A 23,310-nucleotide genomic window follows, 5' to 3' on the forward strand; every position below is an offset into this window, starting at 1 on the left:
CGATGAACCCCAGCCCTCGCGGGCTGGGGTTCTTCTTTTCGTTTCTTCACCAGCGCTGATACCACTCGTAGAGCCGCCTCGATGCCCACGCCACGAGCGCCACCGTCCCGCCGACCACAGAGACCAGAGCGAGCACCCACAGGCCAGCCGCCCACCACGAGGACGCAGCGGACACCTGCCCCCACAGCCACGCGGTCACCACCGGCAAGCCCAGCACATCCACGACCAGCACGCGCCCGAGCCCGAGCACGAGGGTGACCGCGACCAGCAAGGGGAGCAGTGCCGCGGCGAGGTTACCGACCTCGGGCCAGCCGACCTTCCGGGACTTCTCGATGCGGGAGGCGCTGGCCTCGATGCTCCGAGCAGCCTGCTTCGACGCCGCCTCCGCCCGCTCTCCAGCCTCACGAGCCTCCGCACCCACAGCATCGATCCGACCACCCAGGGCCTTCTCCAGACGCGCGACAGGCGCTTCCACGGCGCGCTGGAGGCGCTGGTCGAGCAGCCCGGCCACGTGACTCTGCAGCTCCTTCATGTCGAAGGTGATCCTGCCGCGCTTGCGGACAGCTTCCGCGAGCTCAGCCGAGCTCGAGCTCATCACCGCGATCTGCTTCTCCAGCCTCGACACCAGGGAGTGAGCTGAGAGCTGCGAGGCGCTCACGGTCTCGCCGTCGCTGGTCTTCACGACGCGCTCGTCGCTCACGGTCTTGCCGATCTCGGCGAGCGTCTTGCTCATCTCGCTCTGAGCGTTCGCGAGCGAGCGCAGTTCGGAGTGCAGCGAGCTGTCCGCTGTCGAAGCGCGCGTGGACATCTCCTTCTCCAGCTCCTCGATCGCCGCCTCCAGATACCCCAGCCGTTCCGCCTGCTTCTCCATCGCGGTGACGAGTACCCCCACCGCCTCGGCGGGGTCCGTCTGCTGCGAGCCGTGCGACGGCTGCGCTGAGCTCATCACCTTCTCCATAGCCCTGCTCATCGTCGATCTCCTTCTCTGCTTCCCGGAGCTGCTGGATGCTCGCCAGCACGCCCTCGTACGTGTAATCAGCGCCGAGCTTCGTGCCCGTGCTGGCGAACTTCGAGCGGCCTGCCCTGCGCACCTCGCCGTTCTCATCCACCAGGGCGTAGGTCAGACCCGTCGCCCGCTTGCCTGTCTTCGCCCGGATCGAGACACCGTGCTCCTTGGCCACTTCGGCCAGGGAGTCGAGGTCAACCGAGCGCGAGTCCTGGAGGGCCTCGTCCACGCGGTCAGCGAGGAACTCCCGCCACGTGGACTTGTCGAGCTCGTCCACGCTGAGCTGGGAGAGGTCGGTCTTCTCCACAGCGCGGGAGCGGTTCACGTCGTGGGCCAGCTCGGTGCGCGCCACGACCTGCAGGCCCATCTCGCGCATCACGGCGTCGTTCGCCCCGGCCAGCTCGTGATGACGAAGGCCCTGCCCGCCACGAGCCGCCATCCCTGTCTCCAGGTCATGGTTGGCGATGATGATGTGGTTGTGCGGGTGCCCGCCCTCGCTGTCATCGTGCGTCACGACCACGCACGGCGAGCCGGGCGCGACCCGCCGTGCGAGCCGGTAGCCCGCCTCCGTGACGAGCGCGAGCTGCTCGGGGTCGCTCGCGTCGATCTCCTCCTTCGAGAAGGACTGGATGATCGTGAGCGCCTGGTTCTTGCGCCCGGTGCCCCGCGTCATCGCCTCCATCTGCTCGACCGCGTCCATCGGCGAGGCGAAGTCGGAGAGCTCACCCGCCGCACGCGAGCGTGAAAAGTCCGCAGGCCGTCCGTAGTAGGCGTAGATGATCGACGCTGCAGCCCGCACGGACGGCGAGACCTTGGTGACGCTCATGATGACCACCTCCGCACCAGCTCGTGCAACATGTCGACCATCTGCTGCAGCTCGACCGCCGCCACACGCTCGCCACCGTTCACACGCCGCGCGATCTGGTTGACGTTGACGCCCAGCGCGTTCACCTCACGCCGCACGGCCAGCAAGTCCACGTTCGGCGGCTGCGGCACGGGCGCACCAGCCAGCACGGCCACCCCGGCCCGAAACACCCCGGCGCCCGAGATGCCGTACCGCTCGGCGAGGTCTGCGACCTGCCCCGCCTCCTCATCGTCAAGCCGTACAGTGAGGCGGTGCCCGCGCGCCTGGCGGCGCGCACCCCGGCGGTCGCCTCCCTGATCTCGTGACCGAGGGGAGGACGCCGCGCCCGCCGGGGAGGTAGTACCAGCCCCTTGCCCGTCCGAACTACGTTCGTGCGGGTCCCTGGTGCTGGTACTACGGCCAGCAGACGATTCGGCTGCCGCCTCATCGTGCTGGCCGGGGAGTGGGCTACGCCCCTCCCCTGGACCCCTCCCCGTTGTCCCACGCTGGTCAGTGGTCATGGGTGACCTCCTGCGCGTGGTTCTCGGCAGCAGCGCGAGCCTGCTTCCTCGTGGCAGCCGCCTTACGCGCAGCCTCCCGACGCCGGGCCCTGACAGCCTCGGCCTCGCGCCTGACACGACGCCTGGCCTCGGTCAGCAGCTCGGTGCCCGTCGTGTGGTGCTCGGGACCGTCGGCGCGCTCCTCGACCAGCACAAGAAGGGTGTCCGCGAGCTCGCGGCGCTCCCTCTTCTCCTGCTCAGCCTGCTGGACCTTGAGCGCGGCGACCTTGGCCTGGGCGGCGGCGATCTCCTCAGCGAGAGTGGACATGATTGCTCCTTCCGGTAGGCGCGGCATCGGGCCGCAGGTTGGTGATGCACTTCTTGATCGACCAGTTGTCGACCGACCCGTCCTCGCGCAGGACGAGGAAGTTCCGGGTACCCCACTCGGGCATGACCGCGACCGTGATAGCCGCAACACCCACGCCGTGCTTCTGGGCGACTCGGGGGTGCTGGGCGAGCAGCTCACGGGTGAAGAGCTCGTCCTCGCCCTGCATGACCTCGCCAAGACCAGTTCGGTTGAGCACGGCGCTGGCGTGAGCGCGGACGTCGCGCTTGGTGGCGAATCGCTGGCCGCCGAGTGTGTAGCTCATCGCCCCTCCTCAGTCGGCTCGAACGGGTCGATGGCCAACATCTCGGCCACGTACGGGGCGATGGCATCGAGGTCCACGTCGATCTGCCGCTCGGCCTTCGAGCGCGCGTGCGACCAGAACCGCTCACGTGGCCGGGGCAGCCCGAACTCCTCGAACGCATCGAGACGGTCAGCCAGCGGACGCGAGGCCGACAACCACGGAATGTGGATGATCTCCTGGCGGTGCGCGATGACAATGCCCTTGCTAATGCGATCCCGGCGCTCCGCCTCAGCGACCCGACCGTCCTCATCCAGCACGGCCTCGAGGCGCTCGAAGTAGTCGTTCCACTGCTCACGGGTACGGCGCACGGGCGAGCGCTCCCAGACCGGCTCACCCAGTTCGTCGTCCCAGCGCTTCAGGCCCTTGTCCACCGACCGCCCGAGCTCAGCGTCAGCAGGCGACTCCCACGGCACGGTGTGGACGTGGGCGACCTCGTAGACCTTCTCGCCGATCATCACCATGTGCGCGGTCATCCCCTCGGGGACGGGACGCCGCTTACGATCGAACTCGATGGTCTGCTGCTTGCGCACCGTCTTCGGCGCGAAGTCCAGGCGGTTCTCCGTGCGGGTGAGCTCCTGCATTGAGGGGAAGACCTTCATCGTCACCGGCAGGGCACCGTCCCGCGTGACCATGAGCTCGTACATGTGGTCGCGGTCTTTCTGGCTGTCCTTCTTGATGCCCTCGGGCAGCTTGTACCCGCCATGAGCGAGGACGCCGCCCGGCTGGCGCGAGAAGTTCGCCCGCGTGGTGACGTTCAGCAGGTCGGTCTGGGCGTGCTTCTCCTCCCACATGGACCGTGATCCGGTGAGCGCCTCGCGGGTCTCACGCCACAGATCACCGAGCCCGTAGAGGTCGAGCCCATCAACGACATCGAGCTTTGCATCGGTGATGAACCCATCCGTTGTGCAGCTCGGCGTGGAACACCCCAGGTCGTGAAGCTGGTTCAGCGTAGCGAGCAGCACCGCACGCACCAGCCCCGTGGTCATCGACGCATGCCACGGCGAAGTGATGGCGGAGCCGCCCACAGCATCGCGCTCCTGAGCCCACGCATCCCAGCCGCGCTGGCCCATGACACCCTGCGCGAGCTTGCCGTACGGGGCATTGGCCATCAGCTTGAGCACGCCCTGCTGGAAGGACTCTGGCCCGTACTCCCGCTTCGCCCGCGAGCGGTCATCCAGGAGCTGCTTGTAGGCCCCGCGCAGCAGGCGCGAGGGGGTGCCCTCCTCATCTCGCCGCGTGTGCCCGAAGTGGCCGATCTGGCAGGTCACGGTCGCGCCGAGCGTGAGAGCCAGCCAGACCTCGGGACCCACAGCCCAGACCCCTCGCGCATCGCCGGAAGTACGGGGGTAGATCATCGACCCCTCGACCGGTACCGGCAGGCACGGGAAGGCCACACCCTCAGGGAACTCGAAGCTGACGAACCCCACGAACGGGGTCAGCGGACCGCCCTCCTGGAAGTCCTCGAGCTTGAGCTGCTGGTTGTTGACCGTCTTGCGGATCACGCCGTCGGGATGGAGGTAGTCCACGTCCCAGATCGTCGAGCTCGAGGTGGGGTAGCACGACTGCAGGTCCAGGTCATGCGTCTCCTGCTCGAACAGCCCGAGCTCGGCGCTCATGTTGTAGCCGCCTCGGAAGGCCAGAGCGCTCGCGTGAATCCACGTCGCGGCCGAGCCGTCGATGGGCTGGAGCTCGCGCTTGCGGTAGTAGTCCAGCTGGTTCTCCACGCTGGTGATGGCATCGACCGTCTTGTCCACCTTCACCAGCCCGCCAAAGACGCTGTTGAACCCGCCCTTCTCGATCGCGCAGGTGATGCTCTCGCGGACTACGCGGGCAGCAGCCGTGGGCAGCGTGAGCGGCACCGACTTGTGGTCCCCGTAGACCTGGGAGACGTACTCCAGCGCGATCACCGCATCGTTCGCGGCGTAGTCCATGAAGTCGACCGGGTGCTTGGCGAGGTACTCGTCCATGCGCTTGATCCGGCCGCCGGGCACCTTGAGCTTCGGCACCCCAACCGCCTCACCGAGGGCGCGGAGCGGCTGCGCACCGGACTGCGCCATGGTGTCGCGGATGGAAAGCTCGATAGGCCGCGCCCACCACCAGTTCGCCCCGTCGAGCACCATGCGCACGGGGGTCGGCGAGACCATGCCTGCGCTGGCCGAGATCACCGCTCGCAGGATGTCCGGCACGTCAGAGTCCAGCCAGCGCCCCCTGTAGCCCGACCAGCCCGCACGCGAGGGTGCTTCCCGAGCACGATCGGGATAGGCGAGATTCCAGGTGTCGAGGGCCTTGCGCCGGTCCACAAACGTGGTCAGGTCCGCATGCTGGAGGTGCGCCACCAGCGTGATCGGCAGCGCCCGCGAGTCCACCTTGGTGGTGAACCACCGGCTGGGGCGATACTTGCCCTCGGAGTCCTTCACGTCGTCGCGTGCAGCCCCCTGTGCGCCCCACCCCACCGCGAGCGGGTGCTCGTGGAGCCCAAGGTGCTCGATGGCGATGCCGAGGGCCTTCTCCACCGACAGGCGCGCCTGGCGCGGCCCCAAGGGACCGTCGTAGGTCTGCGGCAACACCACAACCAGGCGCAGCCTGGTCTCGTCCGTGGGATCAATCGCAGCGAACTGATAGGAGACGATGCGCCGCACCACCTCGGTGCTCTCCCCGACCCACCCACGCTCGGGGTCAGTCTCGCTGACACCCACGAACTCGGTGTCGAAGCCGATCACGACGGACCCGGTGCCCGAGCCCATGGCAGCGACGGACTGGTAGGTGCCGAAGCCGCCGGTGCCGCTCCGCCTGGCGCGGTCGATGGTCCGGGTCAGCACCGCGAAGCTCGCCGGGTGCTTCTTGGACGTGGCGGTGTCCTCCACGACCGTGGCGCGCCACCCATTGGCGGCGGCGGCGGCAACTGGGCTTTCCCCATACGGCGTTGCCGCCAGCACTTCTGACCTGGGGTTTTGCGCGATTTCACTTGACGATAAGCCCTTATCCTCAAGTGCGCTGGCCTTATCGCCAAGGTCCAGAACAGTCGTCGAGGCGCTCATGCGGCACCCCCGAGGATGACCGCGAGCTGCTCGCGCTGCTCGGTGGTCAGTCTGGGTGCGGCGTCAACGATCGCCTTGACCGCGGCGTCGACCTTGCCCGCCGGACAGACGGGCTGGAGGAAGGCGACCGCCTCCTCCTCAGGCACCATCACCCGACCGCCGACCTTGACGGCGCTCAGCTTCCCGGTGCGGATGTGGTAGCGGAGGGTAGAAACAGGGGTGTCGAAGCGCTCGGATAGCGACTTCAAAGACAGGAGGGCCGGTGCGGCCATGATGGAACTCCAGACAGCTTGAACTGTCCGGAGAGGGGTGCTTTCCCGGCTTGCTGTCTGGGCGGCCTGCGTGTGCCGTGCTCTACTCGCTGGCGGCCGGAGCCACCATCGCTTTACGGGAGCGCTGACTCCCTACCCAGCCTCTAATCGCCGCCTGGCCTGCCACTCCAGGGCTTACGCGTTCTCTACGTGTCGGAGGATCTACCGGCCGCTGACCGTTCGGAGCGCTACTCCGTGGTGCGAGATCGTAGCTCGCATCCACCCTCGGGGTTATCCCTTCCTGCAAGCCTCACGATCGCGACCGACAAGAACTAACGCGATCCTATCAGGTCTTGTCAACTCTCGCCACCCCTCAGCCTGTCCGCACAGGCACCCCAGCGAACGGAACTAAATACTCCCTAGAGCGATATAGGTTGCAGCGATCGAGCGCGTTCGGGCATACGCAACTAGGGTTAGGCATCGTCGAGGTCCTTGGTGCGAGCAGAGGTAAGAGTCCGCTCATCATTGAGGACCTCGACGTCTGCACCCAGCTACGCCGCACCACCGGCGCGCCCACACTCAGCTCTGAAGAGCCATTTAACCCGTTCAACTGCCTCTGTCTAGTCTAGAAGTAGTTGAACGGGTTTGTGAACACCCACTCGGCGAAATGCTCGCGATCGGCTCCTCCGGACCACTGTTCACGTCAACGACCGTTTGTTGAACGGCGGTGTGAGTCAGCCCCAGCCCTGCGACGCCACGAACCGTCTTGGGCGGCGGATGCGAGGCGCAGGCCTGCCCATCACGCCGAGTCCCGTCGGACATGGGCACATAGCCCCGCGCCCGCCAGGCCGAGTGCCGGTACGAGAAGCGCGACGGCAGGAGGCCACACGGACATGCCTGCAGGGGCCTCTCCAAGTGCCTGGGCGAGGAGCATGTGGCTGGCGTTGAACGGCAGCCACGGCGTGATCGCCTCGAGCATCGGGACCATGGACGCGAGCTGTTCGATCAGGAGCATCCACGTGATCGGCGCGGCGACGGACACCGCGACGGAGCGCGTGAGGACGGCAAGCGCCGTCGCCATCGTCACCCACAGGAGAACGACGAGGAGATAGGCCGCGAGATAGGCCCACCCCCGCGGCGACATGGCCAGCCCGTCGGGATAGAACCTCGCCGCGACGAGTGCGAGGCCGATGCCGACGACGTACGCGAATGCGAGGAACGCCCACTGGACCGCTGCCTGTGCCGCCAACGAGGCCCATCGACTCTTCTGCGTAAGGAAGGACAGCGCCGTCGACCCCGCATTGATCTCGGTCGCGGTGTGTGTGCCGGCGAACACGATGGCCAGCACATGGAAGATGCTCACGCACTTGCCCAGATCACCGGCGTCGATCGGCCCTCGATAGGCCGGGTCGTAGACGATGCCCATCAGGACGATAGGGCCGACGCAGCAGCCGATCAGCAGCGCAGCGAAGATGCCTGTGGAGCGCACGGTGAGCAGTCGGCGCACCTCAGCTGTCAATGCTCGTGTCATCGCTCGGGCCTTTCTGTGCCATGTTCGGCTTCGGATGATCGGTCGGTGAGGCGGAGGAATTCCTCTTCCAGCCGGATCGGCTTGTCCGTCAGGGCAGTGATGAGCACGTCGAGGTCTCGGCAGGTCCGCGAGAGCGTGAGCGCGTCGGGGACCGTCTCGTCGAATGTCACGCAGAGTCCCTCGGGAAGTGCGGTCACGGGGACCCGCAGTCCGCGCAGAGCCTGCTCGAGGCGTTCGTCGTCGTCGGTGCGGAGGAGCGCTTGGCGGCTGCGCGCGTGCAGAAGATCGGCGACGTCCCACTGGCCGAGCGAGCGGCCGTTGTCGATGACGAGGAGGCGGTCGGCGAGGGTCTCCATCTCGCCGAGCAGGTGGGAGGAGACAAGGACGGCGTGGCCGCTCGCGGCGGCATCGCGCAGGAAGGCGCGCATCCACTCCATCCCCTGCGGGTCGAGGCCATTCATCGGCTCGTCGAGGACGATGTTGCGTGGTCTGCCCAGCAGGGCGGCCGCGAGCCCCAGGCGCTGCTTCATCCCGAGCGAGTAGCCGCCGATCCTGCGATGAGCTGCCTGGGTCATCGCGACGGCCTCGAGTACCTCCCAGGCACGGCGGTCGGGTAGGCCGGAAGAAGCAGCGATGGTCGTCAGGTGCGCCAGTCCGGTCCGGCCGGGGTGGAACCAGGAGGCGTCGAGGACGGCTCCGACGACCTCGGCCGGCCTCGTCTGGGCGGTCAGCGGGAGCCCGTCGATGAGCACGGTTCCGGTGGTGGGCTTGTGGAGCCCGAGGAGGCATCGCATGGTCGTGGACTTGCCGGCTCCGTTCGGGCCGAGGAACCCGGTGATGGATCCGTCGGGGACCGTGAAGCTCAATCCTTCAACAACGGTCACCTGGCCGTAGCGCTTCGAGAGACGGTCGACCTCGATCATGCGCGCCCGCCCTGGGACCGGCTGGCCGAATCCGGATGGCCGTCCCGTCCGCCAGTCAGACGCCGGTCCAGCACCGGCGACGCCGCGGCGACGACGGCCGCGACGACGAGGGCACCGAGCGCGAGACCGGAGAGCACGTCGTGGACGTAGTGGACTCCGGCGGCCACTCGAGAGGCGGCGATCGCCAGCGCGAGAGGCAACGCGAACCAGGCGAGGCGGGGGACGACGAGGATGCAGGCGGTGGCGAAGGCAGCGGCCAGGACGGCGTGATTCGACGGCCACGACCAGTCCCCGCTCCCGGGGCAGCTGAGCACAGTGGCAGTGTCGACGACGCTGCAGGGCCGCGGCTCCTCGACCAGCAGCTTGACGGCCTCGCTCAATCCGTAGGCCGTGATCACGCCGAGTCCAGCCAGCGCCAGGAGCCAGAACCGCCGGCGCTCGCGCAGCCAGCACCAGAGAGCGAGGACGCCGGCGGCCGCCACGAGGGCAAGCAGACCGAATTCGGCCACGGATCCCACCGCCGAGGCCAGTGCCGAGCCCTCGGCGAGACCGGCGACAGCGGTGAAGAGGCGCTCACGCACCGGATACGTCGCCAGAGCGAGGGCAGCAAGAGCTGCAACGGCAATCAACAGCGCGGGCCACGGCACGGGGCGGGACGAGGATCTGCGCGGCGACGAAAGCGTGCGCGTCGAAGTTTCGTGAGTCATGAAATCCACGCTATGGACGCGGTTCGGCCTCAGAATCTGCCATGCGGGGCGACTCGTCTATGCCCACGGTCATACCGGCGAGGTGCTGCGCACGCCCGATCGGGGGAGGCGGCGAGCCCACGGTCCCCGGTAAAATGGAGCGCATGACCCTAATTGATCGCCCGTCTGCGCGCCGGAGCGTCGACGCGCTAACGGCGATCGGTTTCGGGGTGCTGGCCTCCGCGCCGGAGCCGGGCCTCTTCATGGCCCTGCTCACCGGCATCGCCGCGATCGCAATCGGGCTCTGGTCCAGGGGTCCGCGCGCGGGCCTGGGAGGACTGGCAGTGCTGGTCGTCGTGAGCATGGCCCGGGCCACGTGGCTCGACGGACACTGGCTCTACGTCGCGGAGGAGTTGCCCCCGGCGCTCATGCGCGCTGGTGTGCCCTGGCTGATCGGTCTCGCCGTGCGCCAGTACATCGTCCTCGGGCGGAGGGCAGACCGCGAGCGAGAGCTGCGGCAGGTCCAGCGCCTGGCCGAGCTCAAGGAGCGCGCCACCGCCGACCGGCTCGCCCTCGCGCAGGCGCTGCACGACGACCTCGGCCACTCGTTGAGCCTCGTCGCGCTCAATCTCGGACGGCTCGAGATCGACCCGGCACTGCCCGAGAGCGCCCGCACCTCGCTCTTACACGCCCGCAACGACCTCGCCCACGCGGTCGAACGCCTGGGGGACTCCGTCTCCGACCTCAGATCCGGCGCTCCCGTGCTGCCAATGGGCGCAGCATCTGTCGATGCACTGCTGGCCCGGGCCCGCGCAGCCGGTGCGCGCATCACCGTGCAAGGACTGCCGGAACCCAGGCGGCTGCAGGACTTTGGAGGCGAGCAGGTCACGAGGGTCCTACAAGAAGCGATCACGAACGCAAGCAGGCACGCTCCCGGCACCCCGATCGACATCACCGCTGCCGACGCCGGTGCCGAGCTGCGTCTGAAGATCGAGAACGCTCTCGGCGAGACTCCTGCCGACGCGCACACAGCGGGCACGGGCCTGAGCACTTTGGAAAGTGAGCTCCGCGCCCACGGCGGAGAACTCGCCGCGGAGAAGACGGACAGTGCGTTCGTCCTCTCAGCGGCCCTCCCGGCTCGCCGTCAGGAGCAGAGCACGCACGATGATCGCGCTGTGGAGACGACGAGAGACGTCGATGAGCGCTCGACCGGCAGAACGAAGCTCCGCCAGCGACTGATTCTCGCCTCGACTGCGGCGATCGTCGTCGTCGGGCTCGCAGCGGTCGAGGCGCTGACGGTGGTGCAGAACCACCGCGCGCTGCTGTCGGCAGGGGCCTTCTCAAGCATCAGCGTCGGAGACACGCGGGCGGAGACCGAGCGGATCCTGCCCGGCCACGAGCTGCCGGCCAGCCGGGGCGAGAACCGACCGGACGACTGCCACGACTACGCCGTGACCGCGAACACCTTTGACGACGCTGCCGGGGACGTGTACCGGATCTGCTTCGCGCAGGACAAGGTCTCCAGCACCGAGTACATCGCAGGAGGACAACGATGACAGCGACCAAGGCCCCGGTCAGAGTCCTGGTCGCCGACGACGACCCCCTCGTGAGGACCGGCATCGTCGGGATCCTCGACACCGATCCCGCCATCGAGGTCGTAGCCCAGGCCGCCGACGGAGCAGAGGCCCTGCGCAAGATCGACGCGCACCGTCCCGACGTCGCCCTCTTCGACATCCAGATGCCCGGGATGAGCGGACTCGACGCGCTGCAACGGCTCCGCTCCGACGGGAGCGCGCTCCCCTGCCTGTTCGTCACCACGTTCGGGGAGGACGACTACATCGCCGAGGCCATCCGGCTCGACGCAGACGGGTTTGTCCTCAAGTCCGGCGATCCGCGCCAGCTGATCGCCGGTGTGCACGCCGTCGCCGGTCGCGGAGCGTTCTTCTCGCCCTCGGTCGCCCGGCGTCTGCTCGACTCCGGCGTCTCGACGACGTACACCCAGTACGCGAGCGCCGTCGAACGCTTCGAACGCCTCACGGCTCGCGAGCGAGAGATCCTGATCCGGCTCAGCCAAGGAGAGACGAACGCTGAGATCGCGACAGCGCTGCACCTCGCTCCCGGCACCGTCAAGGTGCACGTGTCCGCGATCCTGCGGACCACTGAAGCGCGCAACCGCGTAGAAGCAGCCCTCATCGCCCTTCGCGCCGGACGAGCCTAGATCTTCTCGGGACGACGACGATCAGGCTTCGTCGTGCCGGAGCTTCGGAACGCCCGCGACGAGACCTTCGATGGTGTCTTCGGGGCGGAGACAAGCGCCGCGCAGAGGAGATCGAAATCTGCCACGGCACCATTGTTCCCGAGTCGCGTCCGACCCTGCTCGCGCGGAGAAGGCCCCGGAGTAGATCTGGGGGCGTTCTTGTGGTCATTCTCAGAAGACGAAGTCGGCGGCTGTCTCGCCGGCCTCGGCGCACATCGAAGCGAAGTTCCCGCCCTCGGTCTTCGTGCGCGAGGTGGCGACGTCCGAGAAGTTGGTGGGAGTTTCGTCATTGATCTCGAGACGGATCGATTCCGCCGCGACGTTCTCCAACGGCGACTTGCCGATCCACGTCGCCTCGAACGCTGTTCCATCGCCGCCGTCGACCCGCTCGAAGGTGGCGACGCCCTCGGACTTCGTCTGGCCGGCGCAGTTGACGATCCCGTAGGTGACCTCGCCCGCCTCCTCGTCGAGCACCCAGCGCTCAAGCGCGGGCGAGAAGTTCTGGATCGCGCGGAGATACTGGACCTGCCCGTCCTCGACGCCCAGTTCCGCGGTCGCGCCCGACTTCTCGCCCTGGCCGCCTTCCTCGGTGCTCTCGTCGCCTGTCTCCTCGGCCGGGGTCTCCGGCTCGGTAGGCTCGGTAGCCGGTGCCGAGGGGACTGGATCCTGCGCTTCGGCATGGAACGCGGCGCGGTCCTCGTCGTCGCCGCGGTAGCTGCACCCGCTGAGCGCGAGAGCAGCGGCGACCAGCAGTGCTGCGCCGATGGTCGTGATCGCCGCCTTCGTCATCAGACGTCACCCCTCTCGGCATCGGGCGTACCAGTGGTCGTCTTCACCTGGACGCCCGACTTCGTCTTCATCTTCGAGACCAGGTTCATGAACAGCTGCGGCGCGACGATGAAGGACGCGATGAGCGCGGAGGCGGCACCGGCGATCCAGATGTTGCTGAAGATGCCGAGCGCCACCGAGAGTCCCCAGCGAAAGATCATGTAGCCGAGGGTGAAGCCGAGCGCCAGCAGCGCCATCCGCCAGATGGGCGAGCGACCCTGGAACTCCTGGAACTCGCGCCAGGCGGTCTTGAGCAGGCCGCGCGTCTCGCCGAAGTCCTTGCTGTTCTTCTCCGGGACGACGATGAGCCCAGCCTTGAACATCATGGAGATGAGCTGCATGAAGAAGAAGGACATGCCGGTCACAGCCAGGTCCAGGGCTCCGGCATTGGAGATCGCCCAGGCGGCCATGCCGACAGCGCCGCAGGCGAGCAGGGTGCCCAGCACCGTCCAGGCGTGGTTCTCGGGGCCGCCGCGGTCGAGCTTGATGTTGATGTTCTGGTCGGACATAGGGTGCTGACCGGCGAAGAGGCAAAGGCGATGGGGCAGGAGATCGCCCGCGCGGCCGGCCGACCGGAGGCCCAGAGCGCCAGCCCCCGACCCGGCCGCATACAGCCGAGCGAGGAGCCCTCCCGTGGCCCTCACCGCGGTGAGCTCAGCGGCTCTTGATCTTGCAGTAGGTCTGGACGGCGATCAGATCAGCGTCATCCTCGCGGATCTCCGTCTGGCGCGTCTTGGTCGCCGGCTCGTCGAGACCGCGATCGACGTACCGCATCCAGTACGCCCAACAGGTCCCGGTGCCCTGGGCGGGGTGCCCATGCTTGGACAGGAACCTGATCCCCAGCGGCAGGGTGCCGTCGTCGAGCGTGACCTCGTCGCGCAGCGCCGTGGCGATCGCGGTCGTCAGGACTCGGTCCTCGCCCGTGAGGTGCGCGAGCGTCAGAAGCTCCTCCAGGGGCCCCTCGGCCGTGGGCCACGACTGGGGCAGGAGATCCTCGAGGGCGGCGATCGTCTCGGTGGCGGCGATCGTGATCATCGGCGTGGTCGCCGCGCTCCTCAGGGGCACGACGAGGGCAGTCGCCGCCGCGGAGCCGGTGGCCGTGGGGGAGGGAGTGTGAGCGGCGGGTGGCCCTACACGATGGGCGTGGGCGTCCCCACGGCCTTTGGGTGCCGGGCGCACACCGGCGCGACCAGCTCCGGCAGCGGGACGCCGAGCGCGTGGGCGATGCCGTACAGCGTGGAGACCTTCGCCACGACCCGACCCGCTTCGATCTGGATGATCGACTTGCGATGCACCTCGGCCGCCTCGGCCAGCCTTGTCATCGGACGGCGGAGCGGGACTACCTCGCGGCCGCCATGGAGCTCCTCGCGTTCAGGCGCGATCGGCATGAGCACCTCACCGTCGACGAGCGCATCGCCGTGCGGGCGGCGTACTGGCTGCTCGACCAGGGAGTCCACATCCCAGGCGAGCTCGTGGCCCAGGAGGCCGACGCCGTGCCCGTGCAGCGCCTCCTGGACCGAATCCAGGAGGGCGAGCACGCCGTCCGGGACGCAGATCTGGCTCTCGCCTACGCCGAGCACCGCCTCGAGGGCCTGCAGGGCGTCGAGCACTGAGGTGAGCCGCGCCGGCACGGCGCACCGGCCGCGCGGGCTGCCCCTCAGGAGCTGCTGGCAGGGTCCTCCGGGCTCTCTGGGTGCACGTGCTCCCACAGCGCCCGCAGCTCGCGGTCCTCCGCCTCGTGCCCGAGCCTGCCCACGGTCTCGAACGGGTTCTCTGGGAGCTCGAACGCGTAGGCGGCGTTGTTGAGCTTCTCGCCCTTCGTCCCTTCGCGCATGGACTCGAGCATCCGCTCGGCCATCGCGGGGTCCAGGCGGCGAAAGATCCGCCGCATGTCCTCGATGTGCTCCTCCGTCGCCGGGGGGACGTCCTGCTCGCGCTCGAGGCGGCGCTTGCCCTCGATGTGCTCGCCGAGGCGCAGCTGCCACCCGATCTGGTGGACGTGGCCGACTACCTCGCGCACGGCGTCGACGTCGGCCACCCCCTCGGGCGTCACCGGATCGCCCTCCGGCGAGACGTCGACGTAGAAGCCGCGCTGCTTGAGCTGGTTGTGGTCGCGCCGCCACTGCTCGATCGCGCCGAGGACGCGGGCGTTCTCCTCGGGGTCGGACGGCTCCACGCCGAACCAGTACTCCTCGTGCACGAGGAAGCGGTGCACAGTCTCGAGCTTCAGGCCGTGGTCGCCCCAGACCTCCTGGAGCCGCACGTCGACGAACGGCTCGCCTTCGGGCGCGTAGGCCATGCGGACGCGGCGCTCGTGCAACGCGATCGCCTTGCCGGACTCCTCCATGCCGAGAATGGCCAGCGACCGCGCCAGCGGCGCGCTGTCGCCCTCGAGCATCGCCACGGCGGCCTGCAGGAGCCGGTCGGCGTTGGAGAGCAGGGCGTCCTGCAGCGCGACGACCTGGCCGGGCGTGAGGTCATCGGGGAGGTGCTGGCGACGGGGCATGGGGCCAGTCTCGTCCCTGCCTCCGACAGTTGGGACCCGCCTAGCGGTGGTCCCGGAGCCAGTTCAGGATGCCGCGCGCGTCCTTCGTCTCGGTGCTTGACTCTCCGCTCTGGCCGTCGTCGTCCCGGTACGACGAGTCCGTCCTGATGCCGACGTCGTCCGTGAACGTGTGCGTGACGGTCACCTCGCGGGTGTACTTGCCGTCGGAGCTCCAGCCGTCGTAGCTGCTGGTCCGCGTCTCGCTCTGCCCCCGGTAGTTCTCGTAGTTGTCCACCAGGTCAGCCAGCTGCAGCGCCTCGTCATCGGTGAGTCGTGCGCCGGACACGTCCAGGTGCTCTCCGATGCGCTCTCGGAGCCGCTTCTTCTCGTTCCGATCCATGCCTCTCCTCGCGTCCTGACCGGTCGAGAGAGCGGGGCGGGGACGCCGCCCTGCGACCGGGTCGCCTCGTAGGTCAAGCTACAGAGTCGCCTGGTGTTCGTCTACGCTGACCACGGCATGGGCGGGCCAGGGGGACAGCTGGCTGAGTATGCCCTAGCTCGTTCATGGCCGCCGCCTGCGGCTTCGCTGCGGTCCTGGTCGCCCTGCTGGCATCCGGGGAGGTGCGGACGCTGCTGATGGGGATCATCACCTCGGCGCTGTCCATGGGGTCGTGAGGACGCGGTCCGCCCGGTCGTCCCGTCTGCGGGACGACCGGGGGTCCGCCACGGCGGAGACGGCGATCGTGCTGCCGGTCGTGGTGGTGATGGTGGTGCTGGTGCTGCTGACCGGGGCGGGGCTCGGCTCCCAGCTGCGTCTGGAGAGCGCGGCGCGCGGCGCGGCACGGGAGCTCGCCCGCGGCGAGGACCAGGCTGTCGCGGTCGCCGCGGCGGAGCGGATCGGCGGCCCCGGCACCCAGGTGGCCGTCTCCGGGTCCGGCGAGTGGGTGCGGGTCGAGGTGACGCGCACGCTGGATGCCCCGTCGGGCGCTCTGGGCGGGGCCTCCTGGGCGCTGAGCGCCGACGCGGAGGCCCGCCTCGAGCCGCAGCTGCTCGAGCAGGGCGCGGCCCAGGGAGCGGGGACATGAGCACGGGCGGCGCATCGGTGCTGGCGTGGACGGGCACCACCACCGCGGTCGTCGCGGCGCTCGCGCTGCTGGGCGGCGGGGTGCTTGCCCGCTCCCAGGCGGGGACCGCCGCGGACCTCGCCTCCCTCGCCGGCGCCGACGCGCTCGCGGTCGCCCATCCGCATCCCTGCCAGGTCGCCGCTGCGGTCGCCGAGCGCAACGGCGCGCGGCTGGGCAGCTGCGAGCTGCGCGAGTGGGATGTCCTGGTCCGGGTGGAGGTCGATGCGGGGCCGCTGCCGGCCATGTCCGCACGCGCACGGGCGGGGCCGGGGCCTACGGAGCTGCCGGAGACCTGACCGTCTCGCCGACGGACTCGCCCGCGCGCCGAGCCGCCCAGGCGGTCACGCGCTCGAGCGGGCCGCGCCCCTTCAGCGCGGACCAGGTGGTGCAGGCGGCGAGCAGGGCCAGGGCGGAGACGGCCCACACCCGGTTGTCGGCGATCCAGCCGCCGGGGCCGACGAGGATGACCAGGGAGAACAGATGGACGGTGTAAGAGGTCAGCGGCATCGACCCCATCGCGGACAGCGGCAGCAGCACCCAGCGCAGGGGCCGGGCCACCAGCAGCAGGCCTCCGATCAGGGCGAGAGCGAGCCCGGCGGAGCGGATGATCTCGATCGTCGAGCCGGAGTGCGGGGACGGGGACAGCACGGCCTCCTGGAGCGTGCGCCAAGGGTCCGTCTGCGCAAACGCCTCGCCGTAGCCGTCCCAGCCCAGCTCGGGCGCTTCCTCGTCGACCGGGTCCTCGCTCGAGGCGGCCTCGCTCGCGGTGACGCCGGAGGTCTCCTCGATACCGGAGGTCTCCTCGACCGGGCCGAAGGTCGAGGGCGCGAGGGTCCCCAGCAGCGCCGCGAGCCCGAGCCCGACGGCGGTGACGAGCAGGGCGGCGCCGGCGCCGATGCCGGTCAGCGCCGCAGCCAGGCGCGGTCGGCCCAGCGGCATCCGTCCCAGCGCCATGCCGAGCAGGATCAGCGGCGCCCAGGCGGTGAAGCGGTAGCTCCCGGTGAGCACGAGATCCGTGCCGCTGCCGGTCGAGCCCAGGGAGAGCACCTCGGCGAGCGCGACGAGGACGGGGCCCAGCAGCGCGATCGGCAGCGCGAGCAGCAGGAGCCGGGAGGGACGCAGGCGCAGCACGGGCATCGCCGCGATGTACACGACGCCGTAGAAGGTGAGGATCACCGCGACCCCGGTGCCGAGGAGCTCGAGCACGAGCCCGATCAGGAAGATCGTCACGCCCCGCCCGAGCAGGGCGAAGCGCAGCCGCGGCAGCTCGGCGCGGGCGGGGATGCTCTGCCGACCCGTGACCAGCGCGATGGACACGCCGGCGAGCACGGCGAAGAGCATCGAGGAGTGTCCGTGGACCACGGCGAGGTAGCTCGGCGGCCAGGTCGGGTCGAAGGGCGGGATGTCGCCGACGTGCGCGCCGATCATCCCGAGGATCGCGAGCGCCCGTGCGATGTCGAGGGCGTTGATCCGCGGCGGCGAGACCAGTGCGCGCAGTCGCCGGCGCGGGCCTGTCGCGGCGGGGGTGCGCTTCTGCACGGGCGCGTGCAGGACTGCACTGCTCATGGGCGGCTCCTCCTCCGTGCGCGGCTCAGCGCCGCTGCCCGCTCGAGGGGCCCGTGCGGCGCTCGGGCCCTGCGGGCTCCGCCCGACCGGGCGACGCGACACAGTATGACCCCGAATCGGACATTTCGTCCACGGGCGGGCATCCGCGGGGTGACTGGCCACGATGTGTGTGCGGCCGGGGCGTGCCGTGGGGGGGGCTCCGGGGCGGTGCGGGCCTCGGAGCGGCGCCTGGCCACGCCGGCCGTCGTCCGCGGGCCTATGGCGACACGAGCTGGCTATATGGCCACCTCTCGTCACCATAGGCCCGACGGCGACACGGAGGCGGCGGCGATGAGCCCTCAGGGGTGCCGGCAGCACCCTGCACACGATCTGGCCTGCGACCCCGCCCCCGCCAGACAGCCGCCCCCGCCCGACAGCCGCCCCCGCCCGAGGACCGGGCCCGGCTCACTCCTCGAGCAGGGCCAGCAGGCGCACCGCCTGCGCCTTCGACAGCGGCTCGTTGCCATTGCCGCACTTCGGGGAGACCACGCACGCCGGGCAGCCGGCCTCGCAAGGGCATTCGGCGATCATGTCGGCCGTGGCCCGCACCCAGGCCGCAGCGTCGTCGGCCCCGCGCTCGGCGAAGCCCGCCCCGCCGGGCGCGCCGTCGTAGACGAAGATCGTCGGCTCGCCGGTGTCCTCGTGCTGGGCGGCGGAGAGCCCGCCGATGTCCCAGCGGTCGCAGGTGGCCAGCAGCGGGAGCATCGAGATGGCGGCGTGCTCGGCGGCGTGCAGCGCGCCGGGCAGCTCCTCGCCGGGGATCTCCGCGGCATCGGTGCGCTCGCGCGGGATCACCCACCACACGGCCTTGGTGGTCAGGGTGCGCGGCGGCAGGTCCAGGGGGTGCTGGGCGAGGACGGCCTGCGTGAACACGTCCCGCACCTGGTAGCCGGTGACCTGGTCGGTGACGTCCACGGTGCCGAAGCACAGCCGCACCCCCTGCGCCCAGGGCAGCTCCCGATCGACCTGGCGGACACGCAGCGTCGAGGCCGTCTGCGGATGGGTGGAGTGCAGCGGGTCCTCCCGGCGCACGAAGGCCACGGCCTGGTCCACGTCCAGACGGTTCACCACATAGCTGCGCCCCTGGTGGAGGTAGACGGCGCCGTCGTGCACCTGGGTGTGGGCGCTCGCGGCGTCGACGGTGCCCAGCAGCTCCCCGCCGGCCTCCTCGACGATCCGCACCGGCTCGCCGCCGCTGCCTCGCAGGTCGGTGAGCTCGTGCGCGGACTCGCTGAGCGTCCAGTACCAGCCGGTCGCGCGGGAGCGGAGCACGCCGCGCGCGGCGAGGGTCGTCAGCAGCTCGCGCGCCGTGGGGCCGAAGATCTCCTCCTCGCCGTCGCGGATCGCGAGCTCGGAGGCGGCGGCGCACAGGTGCGGGGTCATCACGTACGGGTTCGCGGGATCGAACACCGCGGCCTCGACCTCCGCGCCGAAGACCGTCTCGGGGTGGTGGACGACGTAGGTGTCCAGCGGGTCCTCCCTCGCGACGAACAGGGCGAGGGAGCCGCCGCCGGCGTCCTGACGGCGTCCGGCGCGGCCGAACTGCTGCCACAGCGAGGCCCGTGTGCCGGGCCAGCCGGCGACGATCACGGCGTCCAGTCCCGAGATGTCGATCCCGAGCTCGAGGGCGTTGGTCGAGGCCAGCGCCCGCAGCTCGCCGCTGCGCAGGGAGTCCTCGAGCACGCGCCGCTCGCGGGCGAGATAGCCGCCGCGATAGGCGGCGATGCGCTGCGCGTCCGCGGCCAGGCGCGCGTCGGCGTGCTCCTCGGCCTTCTGCCCCAGCAGCCTCCGCGCTCCGGAGGAGACGAGCTCGGCGCCGCGGCGGGAGCGGGCGAAGACGAGGGTCTGCACCTGACGCTCGACGAGATCGGCCAGCAGGGTCGCCGCCTCGCTCGTCGCCGAGCGGCGCAGCGGGTCCTCGCGGCGAGCCTCCCCGTCGCCCGCGTCCCCGGGGCCGCCGTGCCCGGGCTCCTCCCAGCGGGCCGGGTCGCCGCGGCCGTCGACGCGGGTGCGGGTGCCCGGCTCCCACAGACCGATCGTGAGCCCGGCCCGGGGCGAGCCGTCCTCGGTCACTGCCTCGACGTCCCGGCCGATCAGCCGTGAGGCGGACAGCTCCGGGTTCGCGGTCGTGGCCGAGGCGAGGACGAACGTGGGGTCGGCGCGGTAGTGCGCGGCGATCCGGCGCAGGCGTCGCAGCACCATCGACACATGGCTGCCGAACACGCCGCGGTAGCTGTGGCACTCGTCGACCACCACGTAGCGCAGGGCGCGGAAGAAGTGCGCCCACTGCTCGTGGCCGGGCAGGATCCCGAAGTGGAGCATGTCGGGGTTGGTGAGCACGAAGGTGCCGTGGCGGCGCACCCAGCGGCGCTGCTCGGTCGGCGTGTCCCCGTCGTACACGGCGATCCGGGCATCGCGGATCCCGGCGCCGTCGGCCATCGCGGTGATGTTGGTGAGCTGGTCCGCGGCGAGCGCCTTGGTGGGCGCGAGATACAGCGCCGTCGCGCGCGGCGCCTCCGGATCCAGCTCCCTCGCGCCGATCGCGGTGAGTGCAGGCAGCAGATAGGCGAGGGACTTGCCGGAGGCGGTGGCGGTGGCGAGCACCACGTCCTGCCCGTCGTGGGCGAGGCGCCCGGCCTGCTCCTGATGGATCCAGGGGGCGGTGATGCCGCGCTCGGCGAGGTGGAGCACCAGGCGCGGATCGGTCCATTCCGGGAAGCTCCCCCGGCGGCCCGGACGAGCGGGCCGGCGCTCGACGTGGGTGAGGCAGTCGCGGCGCGTCAGCGGCGCGCTGAGGTCGCTGAGCAGCTCGGACGCCCTGCCTGCACGCATCCCTCACCGCTCCCTCCGCATCCCCACAGGGTCTGCGCATCCTCCGCACCTCGCCCCCGGATCGGTCCCGGCGCGCTGGGGCACAATCGTAGCCATGCCCGACACCGCACCGGCCTCCGCGTCGACCGCCGCCGCGGCCCTCCCACCGGCCGCCCCGATCGTCCTGTCCGCGGAGATCTCCGCCCTGCGCAGGGACCTGCTCGACGCCCGGTACGTCACCGAGCACGTCGAGGAGCTGCTGGGCGAGGTCGCCGCCGCCGCGCTGCGCCGTGAGGACCCCGTCCCGGCGCGGCGCCGTCTCGCGGCGAGCGAGGACCCGGCCGCGACGCTCCTGGACCTGTTCACCCTCGGTGCGGCACTGCCCGCCGCGCGCGTCGCCGCCGCGCTGCCGACGCTCGGGATCCAGGGGGCGCAGCGCCTCGGGCTCCTCGCCCCGGCCGACGCCCCGGATCCGGCCGACGGCCCCTGCGTGCGCGCCCTCGTGGACCTCGCCCCCTACTCCGCCGAGGACGACGCCGGGAGCGTCGACTGGTGGATCGCCTCGGACCTCTCCGAGCTCGCGACCGGCGCCCCGCTCTCCCCCGAGCACGTGCTCGGGGTGGGTGGGGCCTCCCTGACCCTGGCGCGGATCACGCCCCGCTCCCCTGTCCGCCGGGTGCTCGACCTCGGCTGCGGCGGTGGGATCCAGGCGCTGCACGCCTCCCGCCATGCCGAGCACGTCGTGGCGACCGATCTCTCCGAGAGGGCGCTCGCCTTCGCGGCCTTCAACGCGGCGCTGAACGGGATCGAGCTGGAGCTGCGCCACGGCTCACTGCTCGAGCCCGTCGCCGGGGAGAGCTTCGACCTCGTCGTCTCCAACCCTCCCTTCGTCATCACCCCGCGCTCGGCCGACGCCGAGCACGGCGCCTGGACCTACCGCGACGGCGGCCGCGCCGGCGACACCCTGCTCGGCGAGCTGCTCACGCAGCTCCCCGCGCATCTCGCCCCGGGCGGCAGCGCCGTGATGCTCGGCAACTGGGAGATCGGCGCCGGCGAGGACTGGGACACCCACCCCCGTGCCTGGCTCGCCCCCGCCCGCGAGGCCGGGGTCGACGCCTGGGTGCTGCAGCGCGAGCAGGAGGACCCCGCCGAGTACGCCGCGACCTGGGCCCGCGACGGCGGGATCACCCCTCGCGATGCGCGCTGGGGAGCGCTCGTCGGCGCCTGGCTCGAGGACTTCGCCTCCCGCGAGGTGGAGGCGATCGGATTCGGCTACGTGCTGCTGCGCCGCCCCGACCCCGCCGCCGACGGCCACGGACTGCTGCGCACCGAGCAGGCGCCGGGCACCGGCAGCGGACCGCTGGCCGCGCACCTCGCCGCCTCCCTCGCGGCGCTGCGGTCCGTGTCCGCGCTGACGGACGAGGAGCTGGCGGCGAGCCGCCCCGTCCGCGCCGAGGACGTGGTCGAGCGCCGCCATCTCACGCCCGGACAGTGGGACCCGCTGCTCATCGAGCTCGTCCAGGGAGCGGGCCTGGCGCGAACGGTCCGCGCCGACCAGGCGCTCGCCGCGACCGTCGGCGCGCTCGACGGCACCCTCACCCTCGGCCAGGTCGTCGCCGCGGTCTGCGCGCTGACCGACGCCGACGAGGAGCAGACCCGCGACCGGATCCTGCCCGCCGTGCGGGAGCTCGCGATCACCGGGATGGTCGCGCTGTGACCGCGCCCGAGACCGGGGCCGGGCCGTTGCCCGCCGGCGGCCCTCGCCCCGATCGCTCCGACCGCGCGGGTCGTCCCGTCGGCCTCGTCCGGCCGCTGCTGTCGCTGCTGGTCGCGGCGCTGTGCGCCGCGGCCACGGCGCTGCTGGCCCGCAGCGCCGTGGGCACCGCGAGCGGCCAGCGGCTGGACCAGCTGACGCTCTCCGGCTCGCGCGGCCACGAGGGACGCCTCGCCCAGCTCGCCGAGCTCGCGGTGGGGACGGTGAGCATGCCGGTGATCATCGCCCTGCTCGTGCTGACGACGGCGATCGCGCTGCTGCGGCGCCGGCCGGGCCTGCTGGTGCCGCTCGCGGCCCTCGTGCTCGGCGCGAACCTCACCACCCAGGTGGTCAAGCACCTGCTGCTCAGCCGCGAGGTGCTCGGCCCCGGCATCGAGCCGACCGCGAACTCCTTCCCCTCGGGGCACACCACCCTCGCCGCGACCGCGATGATCGCGCTCGTGCTGGCCTCCGGCCGGGCCCGGCCGCTGATCGCGCCGCTGGGAGTGCTGTGGAGCACCGCGGTCGGTCTCGGCACGCTCGTCAACGGCTGGCACCGGCCCAGCGACGTGCTCGGCGCGGTCGCCGTGACCGCGACCTGGACCTTCCTCGTCCTGGGCCTGGACGGGCTGCGCACCCGGTCGCTGCTGCGCCGTGCCGCCTCCCCCGGCGCGCGAGGTCGCCGCCGCCGCGGGAGGGACGCCGGCCGGGCCGCGGCACGCCCGCCGCACCTCGAGACGGCGTGCGCGGCGGTGCTCGGCGCGGCCGGTGCCGCGGGGCTGCTGTACGGGGTCGTCGCTCTCGCCGGGCTGCCGCTGCCGCTGGACCTCGCGGACAGCGCGCTGCAGCAGGCGGCGTTCCGCGCCACGAGCGCCGTGATCGCCGGCGCGACCGCGGCCTGGGTGGCTCTGGTCATGGTGCTGCGCACGCCGAGGGTCCTGCGGGCCGATGCCGCCGAGCGTGTACCGTGAGCACTCGC

The 23,310-nt window shown here is 70.8% G+C and carries 26 protein-coding genes; 8 read left to right on the forward strand and 18 right to left on the reverse strand.

Annotated elements, in window-relative coordinates:
• Positions 1-46: 46 nt before the first annotated feature.
• The 10 genes from D1648_RS17945 to D1648_RS14435 all read right to left on the reverse strand — a co-directional run bounded on the left by D1648_RS17945 (position 47) and on the right by D1648_RS14435 (position 9,489).
• Positions 47-595: a hypothetical protein gene (locus tag D1648_RS17945; protein WP_122943038.1), complete on the reverse strand. Its 549-nt coding sequence runs from the start codon at positions 593-595 to the stop codon at positions 47-49.
• Positions 576-1,832, reverse strand: coding sequence for a relaxase/mobilization nuclease domain-containing protein (locus D1648_RS14395; RefSeq protein ID WP_122943040.1), 1,257 nt, complete (start codon positions 1,830-1,832; stop codon positions 576-578). Before D1648_RS14395 ends, D1648_RS17945 begins: the two co-directional genes overlap by 20 nt.
• Positions 1,829-2,371: a plasmid mobilization relaxosome protein MobC gene (gene mobC / locus D1648_RS18540; RefSeq protein ID WP_122943042.1), complete on the reverse strand. Its 543-nt coding sequence runs from the start codon at positions 2,369-2,371 to the stop codon at positions 1,829-1,831. Before mobC ends, D1648_RS14395 begins: the two co-directional genes overlap by 4 nt.
• A complete protein-coding gene (locus D1648_RS14405; protein WP_122943046.1) occupies positions 2,361-2,678 on the reverse strand; it encodes a hypothetical protein in 318 nt (105 codons plus the stop codon). Before D1648_RS14405 ends, mobC begins: the two co-directional genes overlap by 11 nt.
• Entirely contained in the window at positions 2,662-3,000 is a 339-nt protein-coding gene (locus D1648_RS14410; protein WP_122943048.1) for a DCL family protein, read from the reverse strand. The genes D1648_RS14405 and D1648_RS14410 overlap by 17 nt, the downstream gene beginning before the upstream one ends.
• Positions 2,997-6,077, reverse strand: a complete 3,081-nt coding sequence (locus tag D1648_RS14415; protein WP_241155510.1) for a DNA-directed DNA polymerase — start codon at positions 6,075-6,077, stop codon at positions 2,997-2,999. Before D1648_RS14415 ends, D1648_RS14410 begins: the two co-directional genes overlap by 4 nt.
• Positions 6,074-6,349, reverse strand: a complete 276-nt coding sequence (locus D1648_RS14420) for a helix-turn-helix domain-containing protein (protein WP_122943050.1) — start codon at positions 6,347-6,349, stop codon at positions 6,074-6,076. Before D1648_RS14420 ends, D1648_RS14415 begins: the two co-directional genes overlap by 4 nt.
• A gap of 778 nt (positions 6,350-7,127) precedes the next feature.
• Complete coding sequence (locus D1648_RS14425) at positions 7,128-7,835, reverse strand: ABC transporter permease (protein ID WP_122943053.1); 708 nt, start codon at positions 7,833-7,835, stop codon at positions 7,128-7,130.
• Between the two features lie 20 nt (positions 7,836-7,855).
• Positions 7,856-8,782 carry an ATP-binding cassette domain-containing protein gene (locus tag D1648_RS14430; protein ID WP_122943055.1) on the reverse strand — a complete coding sequence of 309 codons (927 nt, stop codon included), beginning with the start codon at positions 8,780-8,782 and terminating at the stop codon, positions 7,856-7,858.
• Positions 8,779-9,489 carry a phosphatase PAP2 family protein gene (locus D1648_RS14435; protein WP_122943058.1) on the reverse strand — a complete coding sequence of 237 codons (711 nt, stop codon included), beginning with the start codon at positions 9,487-9,489 and terminating at the stop codon, positions 8,779-8,781. Before D1648_RS14435 ends, D1648_RS14430 begins: the two co-directional genes overlap by 4 nt.
• A 143-nt stretch (positions 9,490-9,632) precedes the next feature.
• Between D1648_RS14435 and D1648_RS14440 the strand changes: the two genes are divergently transcribed.
• Positions 9,633-11,024, forward strand: coding sequence for a sensor histidine kinase (locus D1648_RS14440; RefSeq protein WP_164518732.1), 1,392 nt, complete (start codon positions 9,633-9,635; stop codon positions 11,022-11,024).
• Complete coding sequence (locus D1648_RS14445) at positions 11,021-11,686, forward strand: response regulator transcription factor (RefSeq protein ID WP_122943062.1); 666 nt, start codon at positions 11,021-11,023, stop codon at positions 11,684-11,686. The genes D1648_RS14440 and D1648_RS14445 overlap by 4 nt, the downstream gene beginning before the upstream one ends.
• Positions 11,687-11,896: 210 nt before the next feature.
• Here D1648_RS14445 and D1648_RS14450 read toward each other — a convergent pair whose 3' ends face one another.
• From D1648_RS14450 to D1648_RS17955, 4 genes are all read right to left on the reverse strand, one after another.
• Complete coding sequence (locus D1648_RS14450) at positions 11,897-12,514, reverse strand: hypothetical protein (protein WP_122943064.1); 618 nt, start codon at positions 12,512-12,514, stop codon at positions 11,897-11,899.
• Complete coding sequence (locus tag D1648_RS14455; RefSeq protein WP_122943066.1) at positions 12,514-13,062, reverse strand: hypothetical protein; 549 nt, start codon at positions 13,060-13,062, stop codon at positions 12,514-12,516. Before D1648_RS14455 ends, D1648_RS14450 begins: the two co-directional genes overlap by 1 nt.
• 145 nt (positions 13,063-13,207) lie before the next feature.
• Entirely contained in the window at positions 13,208-13,618 is a 411-nt protein-coding gene (locus D1648_RS14460) for a hypothetical protein (RefSeq protein ID WP_126281997.1), read from the reverse strand.
• 65 nt (positions 13,619-13,683) lie between these two features.
• The gene (locus tag D1648_RS17955; RefSeq protein WP_164518733.1) at positions 13,684-13,875 is read right to left on the reverse strand and encodes a helix-turn-helix transcriptional regulator; all 192 of its coding nucleotides are present in this window, start codon (positions 13,873-13,875) and stop codon (positions 13,684-13,686) included.
• A gap of 33 nt (positions 13,876-13,908) precedes the next feature.
• Here D1648_RS17955 and D1648_RS17960 point away from each other — a divergent pair, with 33 nt between their 5' ends.
• Positions 13,909-14,166 carry a hypothetical protein gene (locus tag D1648_RS17960; protein WP_122943073.1) on the forward strand — a complete coding sequence of 86 codons (258 nt, stop codon included), beginning with the start codon at positions 13,909-13,911 and terminating at the stop codon, positions 14,164-14,166.
• Positions 14,167-14,210: 44 nt separating this feature from the next.
• On the opposite strand, the gene D1648_RS14475 is transcribed toward D1648_RS17960, so the two are convergent.
• Together D1648_RS14475 and D1648_RS14480 are read right to left on the reverse strand one after the other, a co-directional pair.
• Positions 14,211-15,059 carry an AbiV family abortive infection protein gene (locus D1648_RS14475; protein WP_122943075.1) on the reverse strand — a complete coding sequence of 283 codons (849 nt, stop codon included), beginning with the start codon at positions 15,057-15,059 and terminating at the stop codon, positions 14,211-14,213.
• 40 nt (positions 15,060-15,099) lie between these two features.
• Positions 15,100-15,438 carry a hypothetical protein gene (locus D1648_RS14480; RefSeq protein ID WP_122943078.1) on the reverse strand — a complete coding sequence of 113 codons (339 nt, stop codon included), beginning with the start codon at positions 15,436-15,438 and terminating at the stop codon, positions 15,100-15,102.
• Between the two features lie 164 nt (positions 15,439-15,602).
• Between D1648_RS14480 and D1648_RS14485 the strand changes: the two genes are divergently transcribed.
• From D1648_RS14485 to D1648_RS14495, 3 genes are read left to right on the forward strand one after another with little or no spacing between them, the layout of a single operon-like run.
• Positions 15,603-15,713 (forward strand): DUF4244 domain-containing protein, encoded by a 111-nt coding sequence (locus D1648_RS14485; protein ID WP_122943080.1) that lies wholly within the window; start codon positions 15,603-15,605, stop codon positions 15,711-15,713.
• The gene (locus D1648_RS14490; protein ID WP_122943083.1) at positions 15,710-16,123 is read left to right on the forward strand and encodes a TadE family type IV pilus minor pilin; all 414 of its coding nucleotides are present in this window, start codon (positions 15,710-15,712) and stop codon (positions 16,121-16,123) included. The genes D1648_RS14485 and D1648_RS14490 overlap by 4 nt, the downstream gene beginning before the upstream one ends.
• Positions 16,120-16,458, forward strand: coding sequence for an Rv3654c family TadE-like protein (locus tag D1648_RS14495; protein ID WP_122943085.1), 339 nt, complete (start codon positions 16,120-16,122; stop codon positions 16,456-16,458). Before D1648_RS14490 ends, D1648_RS14495 begins: the two co-directional genes overlap by 4 nt.
• Here the strand turns inward: D1648_RS14495 and D1648_RS14500 are convergent.
• Both D1648_RS14500 and D1648_RS14505 read right to left on the reverse strand, forming a co-directional pair.
• On the reverse strand, positions 16,436-17,728 hold the full coding sequence (locus tag D1648_RS14500) for a heparan-alpha-glucosaminide N-acetyltransferase domain-containing protein (protein ID WP_164518734.1): 1,293 nt from the start codon (positions 17,726-17,728) through the stop codon (positions 16,436-16,438). The genes D1648_RS14495 and D1648_RS14500 overlap by 23 nt on opposite strands.
• A 444-nt stretch (positions 17,729-18,172) precedes the next feature.
• The gene (locus D1648_RS14505; protein WP_122943091.1) at positions 18,173-20,599 is read right to left on the reverse strand and encodes a DEAD/DEAH box helicase; all 2,427 of its coding nucleotides are present in this window, start codon (positions 20,597-20,599) and stop codon (positions 18,173-18,175) included.
• A gap of 94 nt (positions 20,600-20,693) precedes the next feature.
• On the opposite strand from D1648_RS14505, the gene D1648_RS14510 reads away from it, so the two are divergent.
• Positions 20,694-22,295, forward strand: coding sequence for a methyltransferase (locus D1648_RS14510; RefSeq protein ID WP_122943093.1), 1,602 nt, complete (start codon positions 20,694-20,696; stop codon positions 22,293-22,295).
• Positions 22,292-23,302: a phosphatase PAP2 family protein gene (locus tag D1648_RS14515; RefSeq protein ID WP_241155511.1), complete on the forward strand. Its 1,011-nt coding sequence runs from the start codon at positions 22,292-22,294 to the stop codon at positions 23,300-23,302. The genes D1648_RS14510 and D1648_RS14515 overlap by 4 nt, the downstream gene beginning before the upstream one ends.
• The last annotated feature ends 8 nt before the right edge of the window (positions 23,303-23,310 follow it).

Source organism: Brachybacterium sp. EE-P12, from assembly GCF_003711805.1.
Taxonomy (GTDB): Bacteria; Actinomycetota; Actinomycetes; order Actinomycetales; family Dermabacteraceae; genus Brachybacterium.

Excerpts from the sequence above, each read along its gene's own strand:
- D1648_RS14435 (WP_122943058.1), bottom strand. The coding sequence starts at position 9,489 with ATGACTCACGAAACTTCGACGCGCACGCTTTCGTCGCCGCGCAGATCC.
- D1648_RS14415 (WP_241155510.1), bottom strand. The coding sequence starts at position 6,077 with ATGAGCGCCTCGACGACTGTTCTGGACCTTGGCGATAAGGCCAGCGCA.
- D1648_RS17955 (WP_164518733.1), bottom strand. The coding sequence starts at position 13,875 with ATGACAAGGCTGGCCGAGGCGGCCGAGGTGCATCGCAAGTCGATCATC.
- D1648_RS14510 (WP_122943093.1), top strand. The coding sequence starts at position 20,694 with ATGCCCGACACCGCACCGGCCTCCGCGTCGACCGCCGCCGCGGCCCTC.
- D1648_RS14485 (WP_122943080.1), top strand. The coding sequence starts at position 15,603 with ATGGCCGCCGCCTGCGGCTTCGCTGCGGTCCTGGTCGCCCTGCTGGCA.
- D1648_RS14500 (WP_164518734.1), bottom strand. The coding sequence starts at position 17,728 with ATGAGCAGTGCAGTCCTGCACGCGCCCGTGCAGAAGCGCACCCCCGCC.
- D1648_RS14405 (WP_122943046.1), bottom strand. The coding sequence starts at position 2,678 with ATGTCCACTCTCGCTGAGGAGATCGCCGCCGCCCAGGCCAAGGTCGCC.
- D1648_RS17960 (WP_122943073.1), top strand. The coding sequence starts at position 13,909 with ATGGAGCTCCTCGCGTTCAGGCGCGATCGGCATGAGCACCTCACCGTC.
- mobC (WP_122943042.1), bottom strand. The coding sequence starts at position 2,371 with ATGACCACTGACCAGCGTGGGACAACGGGGAGGGGTCCAGGGGAGGGG.
- D1648_RS14495 (WP_122943085.1), top strand. The coding sequence starts at position 16,120 with ATGAGCACGGGCGGCGCATCGGTGCTGGCGTGGACGGGCACCACCACC.
- D1648_RS14450 (WP_122943064.1), bottom strand. The coding sequence starts at position 12,514 with ATGACGAAGGCGGCGATCACGACCATCGGCGCAGCACTGCTGGTCGCC.
- D1648_RS17945 (WP_122943038.1), bottom strand. The coding sequence starts at position 595 with ATGAGCTCGAGCTCGGCTGAGCTCGCGGAAGCTGTCCGCAAGCGCGGC.
- D1648_RS14420 (WP_122943050.1), bottom strand. The coding sequence starts at position 6,349 with ATGGCCGCACCGGCCCTCCTGTCTTTGAAGTCGCTATCCGAGCGCTTC.
- D1648_RS14475 (WP_122943075.1), bottom strand. The coding sequence starts at position 15,059 with ATGCCCCGTCGCCAGCACCTCCCCGATGACCTCACGCCCGGCCAGGTC.
- D1648_RS14410 (WP_122943048.1), bottom strand. The coding sequence starts at position 3,000 with ATGAGCTACACACTCGGCGGCCAGCGATTCGCCACCAAGCGCGACGTC.
- D1648_RS14480 (WP_122943078.1), bottom strand. The coding sequence starts at position 15,438 with ATGGATCGGAACGAGAAGAAGCGGCTCCGAGAGCGCATCGGAGAGCAC.
- D1648_RS14430 (WP_122943055.1), bottom strand. The coding sequence starts at position 8,782 with ATGATCGAGGTCGACCGTCTCTCGAAGCGCTACGGCCAGGTGACCGTT.
- D1648_RS14445 (WP_122943062.1), top strand. The coding sequence starts at position 11,021 with ATGACAGCGACCAAGGCCCCGGTCAGAGTCCTGGTCGCCGACGACGAC.
- D1648_RS14440 (WP_164518732.1), top strand. The coding sequence starts at position 9,633 with ATGACCCTAATTGATCGCCCGTCTGCGCGCCGGAGCGTCGACGCGCTA.
- D1648_RS14395 (WP_122943040.1), bottom strand. The coding sequence starts at position 1,832 with ATGAGCGTCACCAAGGTCTCGCCGTCCGTGCGGGCTGCAGCGTCGATC.
- D1648_RS14455 (WP_122943066.1), bottom strand. The coding sequence starts at position 13,062 with ATGTCCGACCAGAACATCAACATCAAGCTCGACCGCGGCGGCCCCGAG.
- D1648_RS14505 (WP_122943091.1), bottom strand. The coding sequence starts at position 20,599 with ATGCGTGCAGGCAGGGCGTCCGAGCTGCTCAGCGACCTCAGCGCGCCG.